This window comes from Kribbella sp. C-35 (genome assembly GCF_046549195.1).
In the GTDB taxonomy this organism is placed as follows: Bacteria; Actinomycetota; Actinomycetes; order Propionibacteriales; family Kribbellaceae; genus Kribbella.
In genome coordinates this window covers 435,251-461,706 of the sequence record NZ_JAJPWG010000002.1, presented here as the reverse complement: position 1 = coordinate 461,706, position 26,456 = coordinate 435,251, and the positions used below count along the sequence as shown (strand labels likewise).

23 protein-coding genes are annotated in these 26,456 nt (G+C 68.5%); 18 read left to right on the top strand and 5 right to left on the bottom strand.

Annotation, left to right across the window (positions count from 1 at the left end; genetic code table 11):
- Window positions 1-125: 125 nt before the first annotated feature.
- From ACLJOO_RS14805 to ACLJOO_RS14755, 11 genes are all read left to right on the top strand, one after another.
- Entirely contained in the window at window positions 126-1,892 is a 1,767-nt protein-coding gene (locus tag ACLJOO_RS14805; RefSeq protein ID WP_410787659.1) for an ABC transporter ATP-binding protein, read from the top strand.
- Window positions 1,889-3,643, top strand: coding sequence for an ABC transporter ATP-binding protein (locus ACLJOO_RS14800; RefSeq protein WP_410787658.1), 1,755 nt, complete (start codon window positions 1,889-1,891; stop codon window positions 3,641-3,643). The genes ACLJOO_RS14805 and ACLJOO_RS14800 overlap by 4 nt, the downstream gene beginning before the upstream one ends.
- Window positions 3,644-3,924: 281 nt before the next feature.
- Window positions 3,925-5,505 carry an ABC transporter substrate-binding protein gene (locus tag ACLJOO_RS14795; protein WP_410787657.1) on the top strand — a complete coding sequence of 527 codons (1,581 nt, stop codon included), beginning with the start codon at window positions 3,925-3,927 and terminating at the stop codon, window positions 5,503-5,505.
- On the top strand, window positions 5,502-6,428 hold the full coding sequence (locus ACLJOO_RS14790) for an ABC transporter permease (protein ID WP_410787656.1): 927 nt from the start codon (window positions 5,502-5,504) through the stop codon (window positions 6,426-6,428). The genes ACLJOO_RS14795 and ACLJOO_RS14790 overlap by 4 nt, the downstream gene beginning before the upstream one ends.
- Window positions 6,421-7,320, top strand: coding sequence for an ABC transporter permease (locus ACLJOO_RS14785; protein ID WP_410787654.1), 900 nt, complete (start codon window positions 6,421-6,423; stop codon window positions 7,318-7,320). The genes ACLJOO_RS14790 and ACLJOO_RS14785 overlap by 8 nt, the downstream gene beginning before the upstream one ends.
- Complete coding sequence (locus ACLJOO_RS14780; RefSeq protein WP_410787653.1) at window positions 7,317-8,318, top strand: ABC transporter ATP-binding protein; 1,002 nt, start codon at window positions 7,317-7,319, stop codon at window positions 8,316-8,318. Before ACLJOO_RS14785 ends, ACLJOO_RS14780 begins: the two co-directional genes overlap by 4 nt.
- Window positions 8,318-9,313 carry an ABC transporter ATP-binding protein gene (locus tag ACLJOO_RS14775; protein WP_410787652.1) on the top strand — a complete coding sequence of 332 codons (996 nt, stop codon included), beginning with the start codon at window positions 8,318-8,320 and terminating at the stop codon, window positions 9,311-9,313. Before ACLJOO_RS14780 ends, ACLJOO_RS14775 begins: the two co-directional genes overlap by 1 nt.
- 36 nt (window positions 9,314-9,349) lie before the next feature.
- Entirely contained in the window at window positions 9,350-11,170 is a 1,821-nt protein-coding gene (locus ACLJOO_RS14770) for a hypothetical protein (protein WP_410787651.1), read from the top strand.
- A gap of 60 nt (window positions 11,171-11,230) precedes the next feature.
- Window positions 11,231-11,977 carry a 4-hydroxy-tetrahydrodipicolinate reductase gene (gene dapB / locus ACLJOO_RS14765; protein WP_410787649.1) on the top strand — a complete coding sequence of 249 codons (747 nt, stop codon included), beginning with the start codon at window positions 11,231-11,233 and terminating at the stop codon, window positions 11,975-11,977.
- Between the two features lies 1 nt (window position 11,978).
- Entirely contained in the window at window positions 11,979-12,422 is a 444-nt protein-coding gene (locus tag ACLJOO_RS14760; protein ID WP_410787648.1) for a hypothetical protein, read from the top strand.
- A 109-nt stretch (window positions 12,423-12,531) separates the two neighbouring features.
- The gene (locus ACLJOO_RS14755) at window positions 12,532-15,051 is read left to right on the top strand and encodes an ATP-binding protein (RefSeq protein ID WP_410787647.1); all 2,520 of its coding nucleotides are present in this window, start codon (window positions 12,532-12,534) and stop codon (window positions 15,049-15,051) included.
- A 307-nt stretch (window positions 15,052-15,358) separates the two neighbouring features.
- Here the strand turns inward: ACLJOO_RS14755 and ACLJOO_RS14750 are convergent, their stop codons facing one another.
- From ACLJOO_RS14750 to ACLJOO_RS14740, 3 genes are all read right to left on the bottom strand, one after another.
- Window positions 15,359-17,059 (bottom strand): alpha/beta hydrolase, encoded by a 1,701-nt coding sequence (locus tag ACLJOO_RS14750; RefSeq protein ID WP_410787645.1) that lies wholly within the window; start codon window positions 17,057-17,059, stop codon window positions 15,359-15,361.
- Window positions 17,060-17,306: 247 nt separating this feature from the next.
- Window positions 17,307-17,915 carry a GNAT family N-acetyltransferase gene (locus ACLJOO_RS14745; RefSeq protein ID WP_410787644.1) on the bottom strand — a complete coding sequence of 203 codons (609 nt, stop codon included), beginning with the start codon at window positions 17,913-17,915 and terminating at the stop codon, window positions 17,307-17,309.
- Between the two features lie 18 nt (window positions 17,916-17,933).
- Window positions 17,934-19,121, bottom strand: a complete 1,188-nt coding sequence (locus ACLJOO_RS14740) for a DUF418 domain-containing protein (protein WP_410787643.1) — start codon at window positions 19,119-19,121, stop codon at window positions 17,934-17,936.
- Between the two features lie 164 nt (window positions 19,122-19,285).
- Between ACLJOO_RS14740 and paaA the strand changes: the two genes are divergently transcribed.
- From paaA to ACLJOO_RS14710, 6 genes are read left to right on the top strand one after another with little or no spacing between them, the layout of a single operon-like run.
- Window positions 19,286-20,200: a 1,2-phenylacetyl-CoA epoxidase subunit PaaA gene (paaA, locus tag ACLJOO_RS14735; RefSeq protein ID WP_410787642.1), complete on the top strand. Its 915-nt coding sequence runs from the start codon at window positions 19,286-19,288 to the stop codon at window positions 20,198-20,200.
- Entirely contained in the window at window positions 20,197-20,475 is a 279-nt protein-coding gene (gene paaB, locus ACLJOO_RS14730) for a 1,2-phenylacetyl-CoA epoxidase subunit PaaB (RefSeq protein WP_410787640.1), read from the top strand. The genes paaA and paaB overlap by 4 nt, the downstream gene beginning before the upstream one ends.
- Window positions 20,472-21,206 carry a 1,2-phenylacetyl-CoA epoxidase subunit PaaC gene (gene paaC, locus ACLJOO_RS14725; RefSeq protein ID WP_410787639.1) on the top strand — a complete coding sequence of 245 codons (735 nt, stop codon included), beginning with the start codon at window positions 20,472-20,474 and terminating at the stop codon, window positions 21,204-21,206. The genes paaB and paaC overlap by 4 nt, the downstream gene beginning before the upstream one ends.
- The gene (gene paaD, locus ACLJOO_RS14720; RefSeq protein ID WP_410787638.1) at window positions 21,200-21,667 is read left to right on the top strand and encodes a 1,2-phenylacetyl-CoA epoxidase subunit PaaD; all 468 of its coding nucleotides are present in this window, start codon (window positions 21,200-21,202) and stop codon (window positions 21,665-21,667) included. Before paaC ends, paaD begins: the two co-directional genes overlap by 7 nt.
- On the top strand, window positions 21,668-22,753 hold the full coding sequence (paaE, locus tag ACLJOO_RS14715; protein WP_410787637.1) for a 1,2-phenylacetyl-CoA epoxidase subunit PaaE: 1,086 nt from the start codon (window positions 21,668-21,670) through the stop codon (window positions 22,751-22,753).
- A 26-nt stretch (window positions 22,754-22,779) separates the two neighbouring features.
- A complete protein-coding gene (locus ACLJOO_RS14710) occupies window positions 22,780-23,382 on the top strand; it encodes a hypothetical protein (RefSeq protein WP_410787636.1) in 603 nt (200 codons plus the stop codon).
- A 112-nt stretch (window positions 23,383-23,494) separates the two neighbouring features.
- Here the strand turns inward: ACLJOO_RS14710 and argG are convergent, their stop codons facing one another.
- A complete protein-coding gene (gene argG, locus ACLJOO_RS14705) occupies window positions 23,495-24,928 on the bottom strand; it encodes an argininosuccinate synthase (protein ID WP_410787635.1) in 1,434 nt (477 codons plus the stop codon).
- Between the two features lie 109 nt (window positions 24,929-25,037).
- Between argG and ACLJOO_RS14700 the strand changes: the two genes are divergently transcribed.
- On the top strand, window positions 25,038-25,853 hold the full coding sequence (locus ACLJOO_RS14700; protein WP_410787633.1) for a metal-dependent hydrolase: 816 nt from the start codon (window positions 25,038-25,040) through the stop codon (window positions 25,851-25,853).
- Here ACLJOO_RS14700 and ACLJOO_RS14695 read toward each other — a convergent pair.
- On the bottom strand, window positions 25,844-26,374 hold the full coding sequence (locus tag ACLJOO_RS14695) for a hypothetical protein (RefSeq protein ID WP_410787632.1): 531 nt from the start codon (window positions 26,372-26,374) through the stop codon (window positions 25,844-25,846). The two genes, ACLJOO_RS14700 and ACLJOO_RS14695, sit on opposite strands and share 10 nt — an antisense overlap.
- Window positions 26,375-26,456 lie beyond the last annotated feature (82 nt).

Sequence of the window (26,456 nt, the reverse complement as noted above, 5' to 3'; positions counted from 1 at the left end):
ACACAAACATCACACTGCTCGATCGCCGGAAACGGATAGGCAGGCTCGCCGCGGCGCCGGCGGTTCGACCCCAGCAAGTACTGCGCTCGGCCGCGTGGACCGCTTGGCGTTGGTAACTTGGCCGGATGTCCGGACTCTGGCGGTTTGCCCTCGTGGCCTGGCGGGAGGCGCGAGGGCTTTCGGTGCTCACAGTTGCGGGCATCGTGGTGTCGGCTGCTGCGCCGATCTGGATGGCCGTGGCGATTGGGCAGGTTGTTGCTGGGGTTGCCAGAGCGGACGCGCCTCGGGTGGTGGGGTGGGCTGTTGTGGCCGGTGCATGTTTGTTGCTGCAGTGGGTTGGGGGTGCGCAGCAGCGGGCGGCAGCTACTGCGTTGGGGGAGCGGGTTGATGGGGTGCTGCAGCACGAGTTGATGAAGGCTGTGGCTGCGCCTAGTGGCGTGCGGCATTTGGAGGATCCTGCGACGGCGGCGCTGGTGGAGGTCGGGCGTGACACCTTGCGGGCGGACTGGGCGCGACCGGGTCGGCTCGCGAGCACGATCGGTGGTTTGGCCACCGGGCGGATCATTCTGCTGGCCTCGGGCATCATTCTCGCCGGTTTCCATTGGTGGCTCGGCGCAGGTTTGCTCGTGGCCGGTGTGTGGGCGGCGTACGAGGACCGGGTCGCATCCCGCACCGAGGCCGGGCACCACTACGGCGCAACAGAGTCGGCGCGCCGGATGCGGTACTTCAGCGATCTGGGAACCACCCCGCCGGCCGCCAAGGAGATCCGCCTGTTCGGGTTGCCGGAGTTCGTCGTCAACAGGCACGGGGAGACTTGGGCCGCGACGATGCAGCGGGTCCTGACCCCGGCCGGCCGTCGTCCGCTGGTTGCGACCGCGTTCCTCGGCGTTGTCGTGCTCGGCGGCATCGTGCTCGTGGTTCGCGAGGCGATGGCCGGTCGCCTCGCCGCCGGCCCGACCGCGACGTACGTCCAGACCTTCCTGGTCGCGCTGGGCGGCATCCAGCAGTCGTCCTGGTCCGGCCTGCAGACAGAGCTCGCCCTCGCGACCCTCGACCGGTACGACGAGGCGATGCGCGCGATCGCACCGATGGCCGGGCCCGCCAACGGATCGCAGCCGGCCACCGGGATGCCGCAACGGGAGATCGCCTTCCGCAACGTGTCTTTCAGCTATCCAGGCGCGAGCCGTCGGGTACTGAAGGACCTCGATCTGGCGATTCCAGCCGGGCAGTCCCTCGCGGTCGTCGGCGCCAACGGTGCCGGCAAGACCAGCCTCGTCAAGCTGCTGTGCGGTCTGTACGAACCGAACGAAGGCTCCATCCAGATCGACGGTGTCGAGCTGCGAGACCTCGACACGGACGACTGGCGTCGCAGGCTGGCGGTGGTCTTCCAGCAACCGGTGCGGTTGCCGATGTCGGCGTACAGCAATGTCCGATTCGGCCGCGGTGCTGCAGACATTGAGGTCGCGGCCGAACGGGCAGGAGCGAAGACCATTGTCGAGGCGTTGCCGAACGGCTGGGACACGGTGCTCTCGGCCGAGTTCGACGGCGGTGTCGAGCTGTCCGGCGGCGAGTGGCAACGGCTAGGCCTCGCGAGAGCGCTGTACGCCGTCCAACAGGGCGCGTCCGTACTGGTACTGGACGAGCCGGCCGCGCACCTGGACGCCCGCTCCGAAGCAGAGCTGTACCGGCGTTTCCTCGACCTGACCGCCGGGCTGACGACGATCCTGATCTCGCACCGTTTCTCCACGGTGCGCCAGGCCTCGTCCATCGTCGTACTCGACGAAGGCAGGGTGATCGAGCAGGGATCGCACGACGAGCTGCTCCAACGGGACGGCACCTACGCCCACTTGTTCCGCCTTCAAGCGGCTCGTTTCGAGGGAGGCCCGGAGTGAAGTCATGGGTCGCCACCGCCCGTCTGCTGATCGGACTCGGCTGGGAGATCGGTCCGGGCCTGTTCACGCTCTACACCGTCGTCACGATGTCGAGTTTCGTCAGCCCGCTGCTCGTCGCACTCGGCGTACGGCCACTGGTCGACGGCGTAGTGTCCGGCGAACCACGGCAGATAGTTGCCGGAGGCATCGCGGTCGCCGTCGCACTGACCTTCGTGCTGGTGGCCCCGATCGGCTATCGCTGGGCAACGATCCGGATGCGCGAACGCTCCAGTTTTGTCGCCGAGCGCAGAGTACTGAGGCTGGCCGCGGGTGCGCCGCAGATCCAGCACTTCGAGCGACCCGAGTTCCTGGACCGATTGCAGACACTGCGGCGAGAGGCGCCGGACCTCGCGGACAGCGTCACGATGCCGTTCATCGGCCTGTTCGTCGTGGCCCAGTTGGTGATCAGCACTGTCCTCCTGGCTGACCTGAAGCCCGTGCTGGTGGTGCTCCCGCTGGTGGCGATTCCCTCGCTGTGGTTGAGCCGCCGGGCCGAACGGATTCGCAGAAAGTCGGAGCTGGAAGCGGCTCCGCAACGGCGGCTCGCGCAGCAACTGTTCATGCTGTCGGTCGCTCCGACCTCGGCACAGGAGCTGCACGTCGCCTCGATGGGCGATGAGCTGCTCCATAGCCACCGAGAAGCCGCGGACAAGGCCAACACAATCGCTCACCGGGCGCTCTTCCGATCGGTCCTGATCGGGTCCGTCGGCTGGTCCGTGTTCCCGCTCGCGTACGTCGGCGCAATGGTGCTGATCCTGCAAGAGGCGAGTGTCACCCCAGGTGACGTGGCCTTGGCGCTCGCGCTCGCCGGCGCCGTGGTGAGTGCGGCGAACAGGGTCCTCGACCTGGCGGGCACCGTACTGCGGGTTCGTACGACGGCCGAGCACTACTTCTGGCTTGCGCAGCAGGCCGACAAGGAACCAGGCACCGCGCCGACGCCGGATCGGCTGACGCACGGCATCGAACTGAAGCAGGTCACCTTCGGGTACGGCGCAGGCGATCGCCTCGCGCTCCCCGGGACCGACCTGTTCCTGCCCGCCGGCCGCACGGTCGCGATCGTCGGCGAGAACGGCGCGGGCAAGTCGACCTTGGTCAAGCTCCTCACCGGCATGTACCGGCCGGCCTCGGGTGCGGTGCTGGTCGACGGCGTCGATCTCGCCACGATGGACCTCGAGGCGTACCGGCAGAAGGTCAGCGCCGGTTTCCAGGACTTCGTCCGGTACCAGCTGACGGTCGGCGAGGCCGTTGCGGTCGGCGGACTGTCCGAGCCGCCGGACCAGGTGCGCACCGCCCTCAGCAAGGCGGATGCGAGCTTCGTGGACACATTGCCGCAAGGGCTCGACACCCAACTCGGTACGTCGTGGGTCGACGGCGTCGAACTCTCCGGCGGGCAATGGCAGAAGCTGGCGATCGCCCGCGCACTCGTCCGCCCGGCGCCGCTGCTGATGATCATGGACGAGCCGAGCGCATCGCTGGACCCCCAGACCGAGGCGGCCGTCTTCGACCGGTTGGCCGCCGAAGCGCGCGCCGGACGTGCCGACGGGCGGATCACGTTGCTCATCTCACATCGCTTCTCCACCGTGCGCTCGGCGGACCTCATCGTGGTACTGGAAAACGGCCGCGTGAGCGAGCGCGGTACCCACGACGAGCTGATGGCAACGGGCGGCACGTATGCCGAGCTTTACCGTCTGCAAGCGGCTGGCTACCGATAAGTGCGCAACTGTGCGCAGAAGCGAGTTTAGATCAAATCTGACCTGTCATCTGATGACTCTGGCGTACTGATCTGATTAAGTGGGGCCTCGCTCCGCAAGTGAGGGCTGGTCATCTGAGGTCTTGGCAAAGTAACGCCTGAGTTACGCGCCGCTGCTTTGTCCCTGACAACGTTGACATGTGCAGTTTCGACCAGCCACCATGACGCTTGATCCGCCCGCCTAGCGGCCCTCCCGCCGAGGAAGTTGGTTTGACCGTGCGACGTCTGACTGGGGTAGTGGGGGTGGCACTGGGATTGGCTCTGGTGCTCGCCTCGTGTGGAGACGGGAAGAGCAGCGGCTCCGGCAGCGGCTCCGGCAGCAAGAGCGAGGTCATCGCGATCGCTGCCGATCCGCTGGAGTACATCAACCCGCTGAACGAGAACGGCAGTCCGGGCATCCAGGTCGCGATGGCGATGTTCGCCCCGCTGGTGACCACGGACCCGGAGACCGGCAAGCTGCAGAACGTGATGGCCGACTCGGTCACGCCGGACAAGACCAGCCAGACCTGGACGATCAAGCTGAAGGCCGGCAACACGTTCCAGAACGGCCAGCCGCTGACCGCGAAGGACTACGTGGACAGCTGGAACATGACCGCGATGGGCTCGAACGCCTGGAAGAACAACGGCTTCTTCTCCAAGGTCGAGGGGTACGACGCCCTGAACCCGCCGACCGCGGACGGCGCCACGCCGAAGCCGACCGCGGTGAAGACGCTGAGCGGCCTGAAGCAGATCGACGACCTGACCTTCTCGGTCAAGCTGAAGGTGCCGTTCTCGCAGTTCGGCCTGACGCTGCAGTACCTCGGCCTCGCGCCGCTGCCCGAAGAGGTGCGGAAGAACCCGGACGCGTACAAGCGCAAGCCGATCGGCAACGGCCCGTTCAAGCTCGCCGCCGACTGGAACGCCGGTGACGACATCAAGCTGGCCAAGTGGGACGGCTACAAGGGCACCGCCCCGCAGGCCGACTCGATCACCTATCGGTTCATCCCGAACGCGGACACGGCGTACAACGAGTTCCTGGCCGGCAACGTGGACTTCGTGGACGTGCCGTCGACCAAGGTGAAGAGCTTCAAGACCGACGCCCCGGACCAATGGGTGACCAGCATCAGCTCCGGCGCCAACTATCTGGTGATCCCGGCCTGGGACCCGCGCTTCAAGAACCCGAAGCTACGGCACGCGTTCTCGGAGGCGATCGACCGGAAGGCGTTCGCCGACCTCGTCGGTCTGTCCGAGCCGGCCAAGGGCCTGGTCGCGCCGGACATGGCCGGCTACCGCGACAACGCCTGCAAGTACTGCGATTTCGACGCTGCCAAGGCCAAGCAGCTGTTGCAGGAGGCCGGCGGTTTCTCCGGCCCGCTGAACATCAACTACAACACCTCGTCGGCGACCGGCCAGATCTTCGCCGAGGCGATCGGCAACATGCTCCGGCAGAACCTCGGCCTGACCGTCAAGTACACCGGCAAGCAGAGCTCGGAGATCGGCGAGCTCGCCGACAGCCGCAAGCTGGACGGGCTGCGCTTCAGCGGCTGGGGTCACGACTACCCGTCGATCGAGGACTACCTGACGCCGATGTTCAAGTCCAACGGTGACGCGAACTTCGCCGGTTACGCCAACCCGGCGCTGGACGCCGTACTGGCCAAGGGCGACGCCGAGCCGGACCCGGAGAAGGCGATCAAGCTGTACCAGCAGGCCGAGGACATCGCGCTCGAGGACATGCCGCTGATCCCGCTCTACACGAAGTCGAACGCGTACCTGCACTCGGCCAAGATCGAGCCGCGGGTGTCGAAGTTCGTCGGAGTATCGGCACTCTGGGCAACTTTCAAGTGATCCGTTTCATCCTGCGCCGTGCAGTGGCGGCGGTACCGATCGGTGTGCTGGTGACGCTGGGGGTCTTCGCGCTCGTCTTCGCGATGCCCGGGGACCCCCTGCGGGAGCTGGCCGGCGACAAGCCGATCCCCGCCGCGGTGCTGGCGGCCAAGCGCGCGCAGTACCACCTGGACGACCCCTTCATCGTCCAGTACCTGCTGAGCATGAAGGACATCCTCACCGGCCACTTCGGTACGACGTTCGCGGGCGCGGACATCGCCGACCAGCTCCGGCTGCGGATCCCGGTGACGCTGAAGCTGACGCTGCTGGCGAACGTCGTGCAGTGGACGCTGGGGCTGTTCTTCGGGATCTACGCCGGCTTCAAGCGCAACGGCTGGGTCGACCGGTCGTTGCTGCTGGCAACACTCGTGCTGCTCGCGGTGCCCGGACTGGTGGCGTACTTCGCCGCGCAGTACCTGTTCGGGGTCGAGCTGAAGTGGTTCCCGGTGTCCGGTGTGCTGGAAGGGTTCCCGCGCTCGTACCTGCTGCCCGCGCTGGTGATCGGCGTCCTCGGGTTCGCCGGCCTGGCCCGGCTGCTGCGGACGTCGATCGTGGAGACGGTGAACGCCGACTTCGTGAAGACCGCGCGGGCCAAGGGCCTCGGCGAGCAGCGGGTGCTGTGGCGGCACATCCTGCCGAACGCGCTGCTGCCGGTGGTCACGTTCATCGGGCTCGATCTGGCCGGCATGTTCGGCGGCGCGATCATCACCGAGAGCATCTTCAACCTGCCGGGGCTCGGCCAGTTCATGTTCCAGGCGATCAAGCTGAAGGAGGGCGGCGTCGTGGTGCTGCTGTCGACGCTCGCGTTCATCTCCTTCATCCTGATCAACCTGCTGATCGACCTCCTGTACGGCGTCCTGGATCCGAGGGTGCGCAATGTCTGAACAGATCACCGCGGCGGTCGGCGCCGAGGCGCAGGAAATCGGCGACGGCCGCACCCTGTCCAACCGCGAGCTGCTCCGGGCCCTGCTGCGCAAGCCGCAGTTCATCGTGTGCAGCCTGCTGCTGCTCGCGTTCTTCACGATGGCGGCGGTGCCGAAGCTTTTCACGTCCGCCGATCCGAGGTTCTGCGAGCTGGCCAAGAGCCGTCAGGGCCGCAGCTCGGGGCATCCGTTCGGGTTCGACATCCAGGGCTGCGACTACTTCGCGAACGTCATCTACGGCGCGCGGCCGTCGGTGCTGGTCAGTATCTGTGCGAGTTTCGGCGTGTTCGTGCTGGCCGGCTCGCTCGGTCTGCTGGCCGGGTACTTCCCGGGTTTCGTCGACGCCCTGATCTCGCGGACCGCCGACGTGCTGTTCTCGATCCCCGGCATCGTGGTGCTGATCGTGATCCTGAACTCGGTCGCCAACCGGAGCATCTGGATCATCGTCGGCGTCATCCTGCTGATCGGCTGGCCGGGCGGGATGCGGCTGATGCGGGCCACGGTCTTCTCGGTCCGCAACCGCGAGTACGTCCTCGCGGCCCGGTCGATCGGCGTACCGCCGGTGCGGATCCTGCGCAAACACGTGTTCCCGAACGCGATGGCGCCGCTGCTGGCGATGACCACGCTCGGCATCGGCGGCATGGTCGGGCTCGAGGCCGCGCTGACGTTCCTCGGGGTCGGGCTGCAACCGCCGTCGATCTCCTGGGGTTCGCAGTTCGGCGTCGCGGCGTCGTACCGGGACACGCCGCACCTGTTCATCTGGCCGGCGTTGTTCATCTCCACGATGACGATCTCGTTCATGATCATCGGCGACTCGATCCGGGACGCCCTCGACCCGAAGCTGATGCGATGACTGCCACTGGCGAAGTACTGCTGAAGGTCGACGATCTCACCGTCGAGTTCGACACTCCCCGGGGTCCGGTGCGGGCCGTCGACGGGGTGTCCTGGCAGGTGCGGGCCGGCGAGATGCTTGCGATCCTGGGGGAGTCTGGATCCGGTAAAAGCGTCTCGACGCAGGCGCTGACAGGGATCCTGGAGATGCCGCCGGGCCGGATCGTGTCCGGTACGGCGGAGTACCGCGGCGCGGACCTGATCCAGATGACCACCCGCGAACGGCGCCGGATCGTCGGCGACCGGATCACGATGGTGTTCCAGGACTCGCTGTCGGCGCTGAACCCGGTGCAGTCGGTCGGGACCCAGATCGCCGAGTGTTACCGGGTACACCGCGGGATGTCGAAGCGGGACGCTCTCAAAAAGGCAGCGGAGATGCTCGACCAGGTGCGGATCCCGGCCGCCGCGCAGCGGGTGAAGGACTATCCGCACGAGTTCTCCGGCGGGATGCGGCAGCGCGTGATGCTGGCGATGGCGCTCGCGCTGGATCCCGACGTACTGATCGCCGACGAGCCGACCACGGCGCTCGACGTGACCGTGCAGGCGCAGATCCTGGAACTGATCGCCGAACTGCAGGCCGAGCGGGACATGGGCGTGGTGCTGATCACGCACGACCTCGGCGTGGTCTCGGACGTCGCCGACAACGTCGTCGTGATGTACGCCGGCCACGTGGTCGAGCGGGCCGCGACGGCGGAAGCCCTCGAGCACCCCGTACACCCTTATACCGAAGGGCTTCTGGGCTCGATGCCGTCGGCCGAGCTCAAGGGCCAGGAGCTGCCGACGATCCCCGGGACGCCGCCGTCGCTGCGGGCGATCCCGTCCGGCTGCGCGTTCCGGACCCGGTGCCCGATCGCGGTCGACGACTGCGCGGCCGAGGTGCCGCCGTTGCTGACGATCGCGCCCGGACGTGAGGCCGCGTGTATCCGGCGTACGTCGCTCGCTCAGAGGGAGGCGGTCTGATGGCCGACGAGTTGCTGGTGGCAACGAACGTCGTGAAGCACTACGACATCAGCCCGGCGCTGAACTTCGGCGCCAAGACCGTCGTCCGCGCGGTCGACGGCGTCGACGTGACGCTGCGCAAGGGCGAGTCGCTCGGCATCGTCGGCGAGTCCGGCTGCGGGAAGTCGACGCTGGTCCGGCTGCTCGCCGCCCTGGAGAAGCCGACGGCGGGGCAGATTGAGTACAACGGCGTGGACGTCAGCAAGCTCCGGGGCCGCGAGCTGCGGCGCTGGCGACGCAACGTCCAGGTGGTGTTCCAGGACCCGTACTCGAGCCTGAACCCGCGGATGCGGGTCGGCGAGATCGTCGCCGAGCCGTTCGAGGTGCACTCGGACGTCGGCAAGGGCGTCGAGATCCGGACCCGGGTTCGTGAGCTGCTCGAGCTGGTCGGTCTGCGCCCCGAGGACGAGACCAAGTTCCCGCACCAGTTCTCCGGCGGGCAGCGGCAGCGGATCGGGATCGCGCGGGCGATCGCGCTGAATCCCGACGTACTGCTGTGCGACGAGCCTGTCTCGGCGCTCGACCTGTCGGTGCAGGCGCAGGTGGTGAACCTGTTGATGCGGCTGCAGCGCGAGCTTGGTCTCAGCATCATCTTCGTCGCCCACGACCTGTCCGTCGTCCGGCACGTCTCCGACCGGGTCGCGGTCATGTACCTCGGCAAGGTCGCCGAGCTGGGCGAGCACCAGCACGTGTACGACGTACCCGCGCATCCGTATACGCAGGCGCTGCTGTCCGCCGAGCCCGGTCTGGCGCGGCAGGGGCGGCAACGGATCGTGCTGGCCGGTGACCCGCCGTCGCCGGTGATGCCGCCGTCCGGATGCAGGTTCCACACCCGATGCCTGCGGGCGGAGGCCAAGTGCAGTACCGACGTACCGGAGCTCCGGGAGATCAAGTCCGGCCAGACCGTCTCGTGCCACTTCGCGGAGGCCGCGCAAACCGCCTACTCAACCGCCTGAGGGATAGCAGTCGGGTGATGGCCTAGGGTTGCGGCCGTGAGTACGGTTTCCTCGGCAGGCAGACGGTTCGTCCTGCTCACCGGGGTGATCGTGGTGGCCGGCGGGCTGGCGGCGTGGTGGATTCTCACCGCGGGACGGGCCGCCAACGAGGGATTCGACATCACCGACGAGGGCTACTACCTGCTCTCGTACCGGTGGTGGGACAGGAACCCGCTGGCGTTGACCGGCGTGCAGTATCTGTACGGCCCAGTGTTCGAGTGGTTCGGGTACGACATCGTGAAACTCCGGTTCTTCCGGCTGTTCACCGTGGTCGTCGTACACCTCGTCTTCGGGTACAGCTTCATGCGCTGGTTGCGCGGACGACGGCCAGGGCTGCCGCCGACCCGGCTGTGGGAGGCCGCGGGTACGGCGGTCGTTCTCGCCGCGGGCGGGATGTGTTATAGCTGGCTGCCGCAGTCGCCCGGCTACAACGATGTGGTGCTGCTCGGGGCGCTGAGCTTGGTGTCCTGCGTGCTGTGGATGGCGACCGCGGTCGATCGCGGTACGCCGGTCCCGTACTGGATCTTCATCGTCGCCGGCCTGGTGATCGGCGTGATGGTCCTGGCCAAGTGGACCTCGGTCGTGGTGATCGGGCTGATCGTGATCACCGCGGTGGTCGTACTGGCCGGTCAGGGCGGGCGAGCCGTTGCCCGCGGCATCCTTTTCGCGCTCGGCGGTCTGGCCCTCGTCGCGCTCGTCGTGCAGCTTTTCGTGGTCCGGCTGAACGTGGCGGTGCCGGGGATTCTCGACGTCAACAGGTTCATCGCCGGTACGTCGTACTCGCCGGCCGAGCTGCTGCAGCTCTACTGGTCGAGCACCATGAAACTGATCGGTCAGACACTGAGCGCGCACGGCCTCCTACTCCTCGCGACTGCCGTGGCGGTCGTCGCCCGCTGGCGCCGGCTCCGGATCGCCGCCGCGGTCTTCGCCCTGGTGGCGCTGATCCTGTCCGTCCGACGGGTTGTCGTCGACGACGGCGCAGTGGGCGGCTCTCAACACATCCCGATGTACGCCGAGACGCTGCTGGCCGCCGTACTGGTCGCCGTCGTGGCCGCTGCCGGTGCCGTGATCGCGGGCCGTGCCGGCGTCACTCCCCGCTCCCGGTTGAGCCGCGAGAACACGCGGACCTGGGTGATTCTGTCCCTGCTCGTGCTGCTGCCGCTCGTGCAGGCGTTCGGCACGAACACGCCGCTCTTCACGATCGGCTTCAACGCGTTCGCCGCCTGGGCAGCGGTCATGATCGCCGTACTGACCGGCATCTGGGCGACCCCGATCGTGGCGCGGGTGACGGTCGGACTGGTGCTGGTCGGGTCCCTGGCCGCGACCGCGACGATCGCGTACACCGGCCTGTTCCGGTACCCGTACCGCTCCGTCGGCCACTCGCAGCTGACCGCGGCCGCGACGATCCCCGCGTTGGACGGCATGTACCTGTCGCCGCCGGCCGAGGAGAACTTCAGTCGCCTGGCCGCCGATCTCCGCCCGTACACCGAGCCGCCCGGACGGCCGATGCTCGCCTTCGACAAGATGGCCGGCCTGGTGCTGATGCTCGGCGGCCGCCCGCTCGGCGAGGCCTGGATCGCGCCCAAGGAGCGCGGGCGGACCGCGGCCGGTATCGAGGAGGTCTGCCGGAAGGAGCGCCCGTCCCGGCCGCCGCTCGTGATCCTGAACCGGGAGATCTCCGACCTGGAGATCAACGCTCTGCGCAGCTGCGGGCTGGACTTCCGCGCCGACTACGAACAGCTGGCGCCCGCGCGGCAGACGATCGGCCTGGCTGTCTGGATCCCGAAGGCCGAGCGGCCGGTCCCACCGGCCGGATGAGATCCTGAACCCCGGAGTTCGGACAGACTGTTCCCTCGATCGGGGAAGAAAGGGTGTCGCATGATCAAGGTCGGTGTCCTGGGGGCCAAGGGCAGGATGGGCGCTCAGACGTGCCTCGCGGTCGAGGAGGCTGCCGACTGTGAGCTCGTCGCGCAGCTCGACCAGGGCGACGCGCTCGACGCGCTGACCGAGGCCGGCGCCGAGGTCGTCGTCGACTTCACCCGGCCCGAGGTCGTGATGGACAACCTGGCCTGGTGCATCGAGCACGGTATCCACACGGTCGTCGGCACCACCGGCTTCGACGACGAGCGGCTCGCGACGCTGCGCGGATTCCTGGAGGAGTCCCCGGAGACCGGCGTACTGATCGCGCCGAACTTCTCGATCGGCGCCGTGCTGATGATGCAGTTCGCCGCGAAGGCCGCGCCGTACTACGAGTCCGTCGAGATCGTCGAGCTGCACCACCCGGACAAGGTGGATGCTCCGTCCGGCACGGCCCGGCGTACGGCGGAACTGATCGCGGACGCCCGCCGCGAGGCCGGCTCGGGCCCGATCCCGGACGCCACCACGACGGCACTCGACGGCGCCCGCGGCGCGGACGTCGAGGGGATCCGGGTGCACGGCGTCCGGCTGCGCGGCCTGATCGCGCACCAGGAGGTCCTGTTCGGCGACGAGGGCGAGACGCTGACGATCCGGCACGACTCGATGGCCCGGGTCTCGTTCATGGCCGGCGTCCTGCTCGGCGTACGGCGGATCGGCGGCGCGCCCGGTCTGACAGTCGGGCTCGAGCACTTCATGGACCTCTCCTGACATGAGGGCCAAGCAGACCGCGATCCTGCTGGCGGTCGTGTTGGTCGCGTACGCGGTGCTGATCGGCTGGCGCGGTGTGCTGCTGATCAAGGTCGGTACGCCGGTGTCGGTCGTACTCGGGCTCGCGGTCCTGGTGATCCCGCTGATCGGCGCGTACCTGGTTTGGCGCGAAATCCAGTTCGGGCGACAGACCGAGCTCCTGGCCCGCGAACTGGAGGCGGTAGGCGGTCTGCCAGTCGACGATCTGCCGCGCCGGCCGTCCGGCCGAGTGGACCGGGCCGCCGCGGACGAGGCCTTCGGGCGGTACAAGGCGGAGGCGGAAGCGGCCCCCGAAGACTGGCGGGTCTGGTTCCGGCTGTCGACGGCGTACGACGCCGCGGGTGACCGGAAACGAGCCCGGGAAGCCATGCGAATGGCGATCGCACACCACGATCGGACCGCATGAGTTCTGGGGGAGTTCCCCGGGATAACTGACAACCGGGTGTGGAACGCGATATTTTCGCTGGTACGTGGCAGCCGCCACGTAAAGGTCGGAGACTGGGTGGGGCCGTCCTGTGCCATCAGACGGATCTCGCCGCGGCACGGGCGACGGACAAGGAGCTGGGTTCGGCGGACTACTGCGCCGGCACCGACGGGAGGCGGGGCTGTCGCAGGAAGCGCTGGCCGAACGCGCCGGTCTCAGCGTCGACGCGATCGCGGCGTTGGAGCGAGGACGCCGGCGTGCGCCGCGGGCGCAGACACTGCGTCTGCTCGCGGACGCCCTGCGGCTCGGTGAGCCGGAGCGGTCCCTCCTGACGGCGGAGGCGCGCAAGGAGGCCGGCACCGTACGGCCGCCGATGCGGCAACCACCCGTGCCGATCAACGAGCTGATCGGACGGACGACCGAGCTCACCGCAACGACGCGCCTGCTGGGGCAGCATGTGACTCGTTTGCTGACCTTGACCGGACCGGGTGGTGTCGGCAAGACCCGGCTCACCTTGGCCCTCGCGGGCGACGTGGCGGACAGCTTCCCGGACGGCGTCTGCTGGGTGCCGCTCGCGTCGGTCACCGACGCCGCGGCCGTCGCTCCCGCCGTCGCCGCGTCGGTCGGCATGCATCTGCTGGAAAGCACGCGGCTGGTCGAAGAGATCGCTGCGCAGATCGGCCGGAGCACGATGCTGCTCGTGCTCGACAACTGCTCGCACCTGGTCGCGACGGTCGGGCAGGTCTGCTCGACCTTGCTCGAGTACTGCCCGAACCTGGCGATCCTCGCGTCCAGCCGCGAGCTGCTACGACTGCCGGGCGAGAGCGTGTACGTCGTACCCGCGCTGGCCCTGCCGCACGACGAAGACCGGTTGGAGTCGTCGGAAGCGGTGCGGCTGTTCGTCGAGCGCGCCAGCGCCCGCGGCTACGACCCGACCGGCGAGCTCGACCAGGTCGCGCGCGTCGTACGCCGCCTGGAAGGCATGCCGCTCGCGATCGAGCTGGCCGCGGCGCGGACGAACGTGATGACGATCGAGGAACTGGCGGGCGAGCTCGAGACGTCGTTCGGCATCCTGGCCGGCGGCCCACGCACCGCGTCCCCTCGCCAGCAGTCGATGTACGGCGCGATCGAGTGGAGCCACGCACTGCTCAGCGAGGCCGAGCGGCAGGTGTTCGCCCGGCTGTCGGTGTTCGCGGGCGGCTGGACGCTGGGCGCGGCCGCAGCGGTCATGCCCGGTGGCGCCACCCGGGTCGAGGCTTTGGACCTCATCGGGCGGCTGGCCGACAAGTCGCTGATCCGGGTGGTCAGGCGCGGCGGCATCGCGCGGTACTACATGCTCGGCGTGATCCGGGAGTTCGCGGCCGACCGTCTGCGGGCCGTGGGGCAGACGGACGAGGCTGCCGAGCAGCACGCGCGGTACTACGTCGGCCTGGCCGAGGAATCTGAGAACCACCTGCGTGGTCCGGGGCAGGGGGAGTGGCTCGACCGGTTGGACCGTGAGCTCTCGAACCTGCGATCCGCGATGGCATGGGCGTTGCGGACCAGCGCGGTCGACGAGGCACTCCGGCTGGCCGGTGGGCTGTGGCTGTTCTGCTACCTTCGCGGGCACTACGCCGAGGGCAGCCAGTGGCTCGAGCGGGCCCTGCAACTCGGCGACTCGGTGCCGCCCGAACGGATCGCGGAGCTTGCGCCCGTGTGCGCGAAAGCGAATCTGGGCGCCGGGACGCTGGCGTTCCTCCAGTGCGAGTACGACGCCGCGACCGAGCGACTCCAGATCGCGCTCCGGCAGTACAAGGAACTCGGCGACACGTCCGGTACCGCGTTGGTCCTGCAACGCCTTGGCGGCGTCGCACGCGAGCGCGGCGACTACGGGGCAGCGGAAGATCTGCACTGCGAGAGCTACGACCTGTACGAGAGCCTCGGCGACCGGGCCGGGATGGCCTGGGCCCACAACCACCTCGGCTTCGTGGCCTGGCTCCGCGGCGATCTCGAGATCGGCGCGCGCCGCTGCCGACGGGCTCGCGACAGCTTCCGGGTCGTCGGTGACGGCGAAGGACTCGCCTGGTCGCTGATCAGCCTCGGCGCGATCGCACAGTACGGCGGGGAGCTGGTCGAGGCCGAGGACCTGTTGCAGGAGAGCCTCGCGCTGTCGCAACGGCTCGGGTACCGCGAGGGTGTCGCCTGGTCGCTGAACCAGCTCGGCATCGTCGAACGCCGACGTGGCCTGACCGACCGCGCCGTACACCTGCTCGACGAAAGCCTCGCCGAGCATCGCGATCTCGGGGATCGGTGGCGGTCGGCCAGTGTGCTCGAGGAGCTCGCTGCCGTCGCACAGCAACGCGAACGCAGCGAGTACGCCGCTTTCCTGCTCGGTGCCGCCGACGGGGTCCGCGAAGTCATCCGGGCGCCGGTGCCGGAGATCGAGAAGGCCGGCTGCGAGGCCACCCGAGCCGCGGTCGAAGCGTCGCTCGAGCGCCGGGCCTTCCGGGCCGCCTGGTCGGCCGGCCGCGCGGCGCCACTGGCCGCGGTCGCGGACGGTTACCCGCCGCCTGGCATGGCCTCGCGAGGCACCACGACCTGGGGGATCGACGATGCCCCGCGAGGGATCTAAGGGCGCGGATCCAGATTCGTGGCCCGGCCGGCTGTGTCCTCTGTCTGACCCCCCAGGCAGTCCCCCCACCTCACAGCCGGCCGAAGCCACGTCGGCGATGGTCACCGTCGTCGAGCCCTCCCAGTCGACGTCCGGGTCCTCCGCGCTTCCTCAAGGTTGCCGCGATCACGCTCTGTCGCACAGGGACGGAACCCTGACATCGCCCTGACAAATTTGTCCTGACAACGAAATCCCCGGCCGGATTTCGCCGACCGTGACCGCGATCTGCCGGTCCGTAGGGGAATTCGGCCGGCTTCTCAAACGGTCGTTACGGCAGATATCCGGAAACAGCTTTGGTGAATCGGGCGATCTTCCGTAAAGGAGCACCACCGGTGCCCTCGTCGAGGCCCGGCTCCTCGGCGTCGGGTGCGGGGATGCCTTCGCCGGCGCAGCTCACGTCCTTGGCCGGTGCGACCCCGGTGGTGAGGAACGTGTTGACGATCCGGTCGGCGCAGCGGTTCACGCCGCCGTAGATGCCGTGGTCGCCCTCGCCCGTGACGGTCAGCAGCCGCGAACCGGCGTACCGGCGGTGGGCTGCCGCGGCGAGGCCGTAGTTGGTCGCCGGGTCGTGCACGGACTGCACCATGAGCGTTGTGGGCAAGCCTTTGCCGGTCGGCGTGGGCATCGTCAGGTTCGGACGGTCCCAGTAGAAGCAGGGGCTCTCGGACATCGTCCAGCCGACCAGCGGGAAGTGCGGACCGAGGCGCGCGGCGAGCTGTTCGCCGTACTCGCGGCCTTGCGGCCAGGCCGTGTCGTTGCAGGTGATCGCGGTGAACGTCGCGTCCTCGGCGTCGTCCTCACCAAGCGTCCGGAGCCCGACGGGCGATCGGCCGGCGCGCGCGACGAGCTGCTGCTGCCGGGCCTTGGAGAGCGCGTCGACCTGGCGTTGCGCGGCCCGCGGGCCGCCCTTTGCCTGCAATTCGGAAAGGTCATGAAGAAAGAGCAGGTCGGCCGCGAGGGAATGGAAATCGAGCTTCGAGTACATATCCCCGGTGACCATCAGGTCGAGGGTGTTCTCGTCGTACCTGACGTTGACCGCGCCGTCCAGGAACTCCTCGGTCGCGGGCTGCTCCTTGAGGGCCCGTCGTAACCGTTCGTAGAGGCGGATGACCGCACCCGGTGTCCCGCCGAGGTGCAGCTGGTCGTCGTACTTCGCCGCCCACGGCGCGAAGTCCTCGCGGAACCGGCGCTCGAACGCCTGCGGCTGGCTGACGAACGTGTCCAGCCAGGTCCCGGTGAAGTCCGTGTTCGAGTCCAGCACGAAGCGGCCGACGTGCTCGGGGAAGTAGGTCTGGTAGTACGCCCCGAGCCAGGTGCCGCCGGAGTACCCGACGTAGTCCATCTTGTCGAAGCCGAGCAGCCGCCGGATCAGGTCCATGTCCTGCACCGTCTGCGCGGTGGTGATGTAGGGGAGCAGGCCGCGGGACTGCTGGTCGCAGTACGTCTGCGCCATCTCCGAGGCCTCGGAGATCAGGTCGCGGGTCGCGGGATCGCGGTCGCGCGCGTCCATCGTGTAGCCGGGGGCGCCGTCGCAGCTCACGTTCGAGCTGCCGCCGGTGCCGCGCGGGTCGAAGCCGACGGCGAGGTGATCCTTGGCGAGCGCTGGCTGGCTCGCGAGGTACGGCGCCATTCCGAGGCCTGCGCCACCGGGTCCGCCCGGGTTGCCGAACACGACGCGGCTCGGCTTGCCTTTGGCCGGTGCGACCTTGCTGACCGCGATCTGCAGGTCGTGCCCGGCGTACTGGTTGGCCCAGTCGCGCGGGACGGTGATCTTCGCGCAGTACGTGTGGAGCTCGGCATCCCCGCACTCGAACCAGTGCGGTTTCTGCTTGAGGTACTTGGTCGCCACCTGATGGGGTCTGTCGACGACGGTCGCCGATTGCATCGACGCGGTCGCCCCCGAGCCCGGTACGACGAGAACAGCGGATACGGACAGCCCAAGGCCGATGGCCAGGGGAAGGAATTTCATGCAGACTCCAGCGGACGCCACGCGTAATCGGTCCGTGACAATCTGTCATGCCCGCTGAACGGGGTCGAGCACCACCCCCCGGTCAGGGCGTGTCTTGTAATCCAGCGCCTACTGCGGGCCACTCGGCACGGCACCTCGCCGCACGGGTGCAAAGGCCACGATGCTCCGCATCGAGACCTTCGCCCCCGCACGCCGAGCCACCGCACCGAGCACCTCCTCGCTACGGCCCTGGATTACAAGACACGCCCTAGTCGCCGATCGGGCCGGGGTCCGTGTGCAGGCGGATCTGTTTGATGCGGACGGACTCGTCGCCGTAGAGGTCGAGTTCGCGGTGGGCGCCGTCGGGGGCCCAGCCGGCATCGGTGTAGAAGGCGCGGAGTACGTCGTCGGTGGAGTTGACCCAGACGGTGACGCGGCGGAAGCCGTCGGCGCGGACCGTGTCGACGACGGCGTTCAGGAGGCGGGAGCCGTGGCCGGCACGGGTCGCCTCCGGGCTGACCGCGAGCTCGGCGATCAGCGCGTCGTGCTGCTGGTCGGCGTCCGGGTCGTCGGACGGCGTGATCGCCGCGAAGCCGACCAGGGTGCGGCCGGCCAGCGCGACCATCACCCGGTTCCGCGCCTCGCCCGGAGCGACCAGCGCGGCCCGCCACTGGGCTGCGAACTGCGCCGGGTTGAGATCGGCGAGGACATCCGCCGGCAGCAGCCCGGCGTACGACGTACGCCAGGCTGCGACCTGAATCTCGCCGATCGCGTCGGCCTCCGCGGGCAGCGCGAGCCGCACGCTTGTTTCAGCTACCGGGGTGTCACCGGACAGATCCGAGAGGTTGGCCGGTTCCGGTACGCCGAAGTCACTCATAGCCGCCATCCTCGCAAGTCAGTAGACGAGCTTGCGCAGCAGGGTCTCGGCCGGGCCGCGGTACGAACGCCGGCTCATCGCGTAGGCGCCGGCGACCGAGACGACCCAGACACCGATCGCGACCAGCGCCGCGGTGTACGCCGTACTTCCGAACCGTAGGTCCAGCGTGAACGGGGCCAGCAGGATCATCCACGAGACCGACTGGAACAGGTACCCGGACAGCGACCGCTGACCGAGCGCGGAGATCGCGCGGACCGGCAGCGACAGCGTGCGGATGCGCAGGACGAGCAGGCCGAACAGAGCGACGTACCCAGGACCGCCGAACATGCCGGACACGTGGGACAGGAGGCTCAGCGCGTCCACCGCGCCCTCGTCGACGTGCATCCAGCCGGCTCCGACGAGCGCGAGCGGCAGGCCGCCCAGAACGGTGATGCCGAGACTGCCGACGGCCACCCGGGTGAGCAGGGTCTTGTGGGCGCCCGGGTTCTCCAGGATCTGCTTGCGAGCGGCCCAGATACCGAGCCAGACGATCACGATGAACGGCATCACACTCGCCGCGTGCAGCGGGTACTCGTGCAGCCGGTCGACCAGGCTGCCCAGGTACGACGAAGCGGCCAGCGACGGGTTGGGGGAGTTCGTCAGCGCGTGCGCCGGGCCGGTGCTGTTGACGATCGCGAGCGCGGCCTTGGCCCCGACGAACAGGATCTCGACGGCCATGAAGGCCCAGAGGGCGACGACGATCCGGTGGAACTTGTCACCGCGGTTGATCAGGAACAGCGTGCAGACGATGCCGACGACGCCGTACGCGCCGAGGAAGTCGCCGAAGTACAGCAGCGTCGCGTGGACGAGGCCGAATCCGATCAGCCAGGCGTTGCGCTTGAGCAGGATCCGCCGGACGGCGCCGGTGGTGGCGCCCGAGGACCGCTGCCGCCGGGCCAGTTGCACGAGGCCGTAGCCGAACATCACCGCGAACACCGGGTACGCCCGGGCGTCGACGAAGGTGAGTTTGAGGAAGTTCAGGATCCGCTCGAAGCCGTGCGGCGCGCTCTCCACGCCGGGCTGGCCGGCGAACGCGAAGTTGGCGCTGTTCGCGAGGCCGATCAGCAGCAGCATCGCGCCGCGGATCAGGTCGGGGGTGAGGGCACGTTCTCTGCCGGTGACCGGTCCGCGATGATCGACGGCCGGGAGGGTGCTTGTGGTGGTCACGGGATCCTCCGGAGAAACTGTGGAAGGGTTGAGCTGTTGACTCAATCCTCGCGACCCCGGCCGGCCGTCCCCAGAGCGCCAAACCCACTCCCTGGGTGGGTCCAGCACCACCTTTGTGACACTTGTTGTTGATTCTGAGAAAAAGTGTCACATATGCTGTGGGTATGGACTTCCAGGCGACCATCGACGCCGACGGCCGGATCGAGCCGCGGGACGCGATGCCGGACGGGTACCGCAAGACCCTGATCCGGCAGATCGCGCAGCACGCGCACTCCGAGATCATCGGCATGCAGCCGGAGGGGAACTGGATCAGCCGCGCGCCGTCGCTGAGGCGCAAGGCGATCCTGATGGCGAAGGTGCAGGACGAGGCCGGCCACGGTCTCTACCTGTACGCCGCCGCGGAGACGCTCGGCGTGGACCGCGCGGACCTGCTCGACCTGCTGCACAGCGGGAAGCAGAAGTACTCCAGCATCTTCAACTACCCGACGCTGACCTGGGCCGACATCGGCGCGATCGGCTGGCTGGTCGACGGCGCCGCGATCGTCAACCAGGTCCCGCTCTGCCGCTGCTCCTACGGGCCGTATGCGCGGGCGATGGTGCGGGTCTGCAAGGAGGAGTCGTTCCACCAGCGGCAGGGGTTCGAGATCCTTTACACGTTGTCCAACGGCACTCTCGAGCAGAAGGCGATGGCTCAAGATGCGCTGGACCGCTGGTGGTGGCCGTCGCTGATGATGTTCGGCCCGCCGGACGCGGCGTCGACGCATTCGGAGCAGTCGATGGCGTGGGGGATCAAGCGGCACAGCAACGACGAGCTGCGGCAGCGGTTCGTCGACATGACCGTGCCGCAGGCCGACGTACTCGGATTGCGTGTCCCTGATGACGGTCTGTCGTACGACGAGACGTCGGGCCATTACCGCTTCACGGAGCCGGACTACACCGAGCTGTACGACGTGGTGAAGGGCAACGGCCCGTGCAACCAGGAGCGGTTGTCCCATCGCGTGAAGGCGCACGAGGACGGCGCGTGGGTGCGCGAGGCCGCGGCTGCCTACGCGTCCAAGCAAGCGGAGCGTGCCGCATGATTGAGCCGCTCTGGGAGGTGTTCATTCGCTCGCGCCGTGGGCTGTCGCACACGCATGTCGGCAGCTTGCATGCGCCCGACGCGACGATGGCGTTGCGGAATGCGCGGGACGTCTACACGCGTCGCCAGGAAGGCGTGTCGATCTGGGTGGTGCGGGCGTCGGACATCACCGCGTCGTCGCCGGACGAGAAGGACGAGTTCTTCGACCCGGCCGGCGACAAGGTGTACCGGCATCCGACGTTCTACGAGGTCCCGGAAGGCGTCGAGCACCTGTGAACGAGCTGTTCGTCTACACGCTCCGGCTCGGTGACGACGCGCTGATCGCGGCGCAGCGGACCGGCGAGTGGATCGCGGCCGCGCCGCAGCTCGAGGAGGACGTTGCGCTCGGCAACATCGCGCTCGACCAGCTGGGGCAGGCGCGGTCGCTGCTGCAGTACGCCGGCTCGCTGGACGGCCGCACCGAGGACGAGCTCGCGTACTTCCGGGACGAGCGCGAGTTCCTGAACCTGCAGTTGTGCGAGCTGCCGAACGGCGACTTCGCGTTCGCGATGGCACGGTTGCTGTACTTCGCGACGTACCAGCATCTGCTGTACGACGAGTTGCGGTCGGGCGCCGACGAGACGCTGGCCGGTGTGGCGGGGAAGGCGGTCAAGGAGGTCGCGTACCACGTCGACCACGCGACGCAGTGGGTGCTGCGGCTGGGCGACGGGACCGAGGAGAGCCACCGCCGCATGGAGGCCGGCCTGGACGCCCTCTGGCCTTACACCGCAGAACTCTTCGAGTCCGACGCCCTCGTGCAGCGCTTGCCAGTCGCCGTAGATCCCTCAACACTCCACGACGCTTGGCTTGGCCGAGTAATGGGCGTCATAGACGAGTCCACCTGCGAGCGGCCTTCGTCGTCGTACCAGCACTCCGGCGGTCGGTCGGGTCGTCATACCGAGCACATGGGCTTTCTGCTGGCTGAGCTGCAGCATGTGGCGCGATCGCATCCGGGTGCGACATGGTGACCGACGCCGCCATCCTCGAGGCCGTCGGCGAGGTGGCCGACCCCGAGGTCCCGGTCCTGACAATCGCCGACCTAGGCGTACTGCGTGGTGTGAGGCACGAAGGCGACGAGGTCGTCGTCACGATCACCCCCACGTACTCCGGCTGCCCCGCCATGGACCTGATCCGCCACGAGGTCGAACTGACCCTCCAGTCGCTACACGTCCACGGCCGAGTCGAGACGGTCCTGTCCCCAGCCTGGACTACCGACTGGATGACAGAAGCAGGAAAGGCGAAGCTCACCGACTACGGCATCGCACCACCCGCTAGTACCAGGCAGGTACTGCTGCAGTTGAGCGTTCGCTGCACCCTGTGCGGCTCGCCGAACACCACCGAACTCAGCCGCTTCGGCTCCACCTCCTGCAAATCACTGTGGCGCTGCAACTCCTGCCGCGAACCCTTCGACCACTTCAAGGCGATCTAGATGACGACAATCGCCCCCCGCCGGCGCGCCACCTTCCACTCGCTGAAGGTCGCCGCGATCGAGCCCGTCACCGACGACGCGGTCGCGATCACCTTCGCCGTACCGCCGGAGCTCGCGGACGACTACGAGTTCACCGCAGGCCAGCACCTGACGATCCGCCGTACCGGAGAAGAGGTACGCCGCAGCTACTCGATCTGCTCGCCCGCGGGATCAGGCGTGCTACGGATCGGCGTGAAGCGCCTCCCCGGCGGCGACTTCTCGTCGTACGCCGCCAAGGTCCTGAAGGTCGGCGACGAACTCGAGGTGATGACCCCGCTCGGCCGTTTCGGTACGACGTTCGACGCCGCGAACGCGAAGCACTACGCATTCGTTGCCGCGGGCAGCGGAATCACACCCGTCCTGTCGCTGGTCGCGACGATCCTCTCGATCGAACCGTCCAGCCGAGTGACGTTGCTGTACGGCAACCGGACCGCGGGCTCGGTCATGTTCGCCGACGAGCTCGCCGACCTGAAGGACCGGTACGCCGAGCGCCTGCACCTCGTGCACGTGTTGTCGCGCGAGACGACCGAGGTGGAGCTCTTCAGCGGCCGTATCGACGCGGACCGGCTGCAGCGGATGTTCGCGACGATCCTCCCACTGGACTCCGTCGACGAGTGGTTCCTCTGCGGCCCGTACGCGATGGTCGTCGGCGCCCAGGAGCTCCTGCTGTCCGAGGGCGTCGCGCGCGAACACGTCCACGCCGAGCTCTTCCACGTCGGCGACGAGGCCCCGAAGGCACCGGTCGAGGAGGCCCCTGTCGATGAGGACGCGGCGCAGGTGACGGTGATCCTCGACGGTCGTCGTTCGACGTTCGCCCTGGGGGAGCACTCGAAGGCGGTCCTGGACGCGACCCTCGCCGTACGCCCCGACGCCCCCTTCGCCTGCAAGGGCGGCGTGTGCGGCACGTGCCGCGCCAAGGTCCTCGACGGCACCGTCCGCATGGACACGAACTGGGCCCTGGAACCCGACGAGATCCGCGCCGGCTACGTCCTCACCTGCCAGTCCCATCCCACCACGCCGACGGTGACACTCGACTTCGACGCCTGACCCCGCGAACTGGTTCACTCCGGCGCATGACTGAACTGTTTCCGGCGCCGCGTCCGATCACGTCCGAGGAACGGGAGTTCGTCGAGAACGTCGAGAAGTCGATGCGTCCCGCGTTTCTCGAGGCGGTGGCGCGCGAGTTCGAGCCGTACGACCGGCCCGCGGCTGAGATCGCGGAACGGATGTCCGCCGCGGCTCCCGGAGAGCGGCTGCAGACGGCCGTCGAGGCGCACATGAACGCGAGCCGGCACTTCGCCACGCTGCCGGCGGAGGAGCGATCCGCGGTCGCCCAGCAGGCTGCACTGGCGTCCGCCAGCACGATCGACGCGAGGCTGACCGTAGAGGCCGCCGACGGGCGGCTCGGCGAGCTGGTCGGCAAGGGCGCGGACCGCCTGCTTCGGGGGCAGTACGAGAAAGTCGCTCACGAGGCGGGCGGCCAGGTCGGCCTGATCCTGGGCGGCGCGATCAACCGCGCCCACTTCCGCCAGATGGAAGAGACGCAACGCCACGCCGCCGCGGGCGTGACGCCACCCGCCGCCGGGTCTCGGAGCACGTCCGGCACCGCCGACGCCGTCGCCGCGAAGCCGGCCGACCGGACCAGCGACCGCCACCAACCGCACGTGCGCGGCTGACGGGCAACCGGCCACGCCGGACATCGACGACTGACGCACCGCCACGCAGGCAGAACCCCTGATTTCCGCTGGTTTGAGTGGCTGATCGAGGGTTCTGCCTGCGCGTGGAGACTCAGTCGGTGCCGGACTCCATGGCGGCGCGGTCGAGGAGCTCGTCTTCCTCGGTGGCCTCGCCGCGGGAGGCGATGGCTTCGGCGCCGCCCTTCGGGAGTTCGCCGATGAGCTCGGTGGACGATGCGAGCGCGGGGTTGGACGAGCCGAACATGCCGAGTCCGGCGTACTGCTCCAGCTTCGCGCGCGAGTCCGCGATGTCCAGGTTCCGCATGGTCAGCTGGCCGATCCGGTCGACCGGGCCGAACGCCGAGTCCTCGATCCGCTCCATCGACAGCTTGTCCGGGTGGTAGCTGAGCGCGGGACCCTGGGTGTCGATGATCGAGTAGTCCTCGCCGCGCCGGAGCCGGAGCGTGACCTCGCCGGTCACCGCCGTACCGACCCACCGCTGCAGCCCTTCCCGGACCATCAGCGCTTGCGGGTCGAGCCAGCGGCCTTCGTACATCAGCCGTCCGAGCTTGCGGCCCTCGGTGTGGTAGCTGGCCAGCGTGTCCTCGTTGTGGATCGCGTTCACCAGCCGCTCGTACGCCGCGTGCAGCAGCGCCATCCCGGGCGCCTCGTAGATGCCTCGGCTCTTCGCCTCGATGACCCGGTTCTCGATCTGGTCGGACATGCCGAGCCCGTGCCGGCCGCCGATCGTGTTCGCTTCCAGGACGAGGTCGACCGCGCTTCCGAACTCCTTGCCGTTGATCGTCACCGGGCGGCCCTGCACGAAGCCGATGGTGACGTCCTCGGCGGCGATCTCGACCGCCGGGTCCCAGTGCGCGACGCCCATGATCGGGTCGACCGTCTCCACCCCGGTGTCGAGGTGCTCGAGGGTCTTCGCCTCGTGGGTGGCGCCCCAGATGTTCGCGTCGGTGGAGTACGCCTTCTCGGTGCTGTCCCGGTACGGCAGGTCGTGCGCGACCAGCCACTCGGACATTTCCTTCCGGCCGCCGAGCTCGTGCACGAACTGCGCGTCCAGCCACGGCTTGTAGATCCGCAGCTGCGGGTTCGCGAGCAGGCCGTAGCGGTAGAACCGCTCGATGTCGTTGCCCTTGAAGGTCGAGCCGTCGCCCCAGATCTGGACGTCGTCGTCGAGCATCGCCTTGACCAGCAGGGTGCCGGTCACCGCCCGCCCGATCGGGGTGGTGTTGAAGTACGTCCGCCCGCCGGACCGGATGTGGAACGCGCCGCAGGCCAGCGCCGCGAGCCCTTCCTCGACGAGCGCGGCGCGGCAGTCCACGAGCCGGGTGATCTCGGCCCCGTACGCCGCCGCGCGGCCGGGGACCGACCCGATGTCGGGCTCGTCGTACTGCCCGAGATCAGCGGTGTACGTGCACGGGATCGCACCTTTGTCCCGCATCCACGCAACCGCAACCGACGTGTCGAGACCACCCGAGAAGGCAATCCCGACCCGTTCACCGACCGGCAAAGAAGTAAGCACCTTGGACACAGGAAAAGTATGCACCCTCCTGCATGATTATGCAAAGCCGTCGCCTTTCCGGTGTGGTGGGTGTGGCTCATGGGGCGGGTGGGGGAGGATGTGCGGGACTGTGAGGGGAGTGAGGCTTCGGATGATGGGGCGGTCGCATGCTTTGTCGGGGTGGTGTGCCGGGCTGGCGGTGGCGCCGCTGGTCGGGCTGACCTCGGTGGCGGAAGTGGTGCCGTTCGCGGCGGCCACCGCCGGGTACGCGCTGGTGCCGGACCTGGATCACCCGGGGGCGAGCGCATCACGCCTGCTCGGGCCGGTGACCCGGCTGGTGTCGGCGGCGGTACGGGCGTTCTCCGGCGTCCTCTACAACGTGACGAAAGGCCCGCGCGACGAGGACAGCACCGGCAAACACCGGCACGCGACTCATACGCTCGTCGCCGCGATCCTGCTGGGCATGCTCGCCGCAAGCCTCGGCGACCGCGGCAAATGGGCAGTGCTGGCCGTCGCCGTGACCGGCCTGGTCCTGGCCGCCGACGCGCTCGGCGACTGGATCGTCCTCGCCGTCGTCGCCGCAGCCGGCTGGTCGATCGTCGGCACCGGCGACGCGCTCCCCGGAACAGCGGCCGCCGACGCGCTACAGGCCGGCCTCAGCCAGATCGGCGGCTGGATCGGCGCGGCGGTGGCCGTCGGCATGTTCGTTCACTGCCTAGGGGACAGCCTGACCCGTTCCGGCTGCCCCTGGCTCTGGCCGCTCCCGATCCGGGGCGAGACCTGGTACGAACTCCGCCTCCCGAAACCGCTGCGCTTCAGCACAGGCAAGTGGTTCGAGCACATGGTGATCGTCCCGGTGCTGACCATCGGCGGCGTACTCCTTCTCCCCGGCGCGCTCCAGGTGCTGCAGCGACTGTTCGACGCGACCTCGATCTGGCTCGCAGGTCAGTCCTGAAGCCGGCCGGTCAGATACGACGGAACGCCGCCGGACTCAAGTGCCGCAGCGAAGCGGCGCTGGTTGCGCTCGCCCGGCCACGCTTCCCAGAGGATCAGCGGGAGGGACAGGATGGCGCCGAGCAGGACGACCCAGAAGCTGGCGGCGACGAAGGACAGGGCAACGGAGATCATGAAGACGCCCTCGCAGAGCCCGAAGCGCGTGAACGTCGACGACGTGAAGCGAAGCCACGAGTCCGTCTGGACCTCGGCGGCCGGGCGATTCGAGTACTCGAGCGGGGGTGTGCGGAAGCCGATCAGCTCGCAGATCGAGTATGCGCCGACCGCAGCGGCGAGGACGGCCAGCGTCGGCCAGCCCTTCGGGAACTCGCCGATGCCTTCGGTGGCAAGGACGAACCACAGGACAAGGGTCATGAGAGGGATCGCCCCGGCCATCGCGGCGCAGACCGTGGTCAGGCTCTGGCGGGCGGCCGGCGTGGCTGGGTTGGCAGAGTTGGCAGGGTTGCCGGGTGGTGTCGACACGCCGATGAGACTAAAGCATCGGAATCTCCACGCAATGCAGCCATTTGCTTACAGAGAGTATTTGCAGAAGTTTTTCCGGACT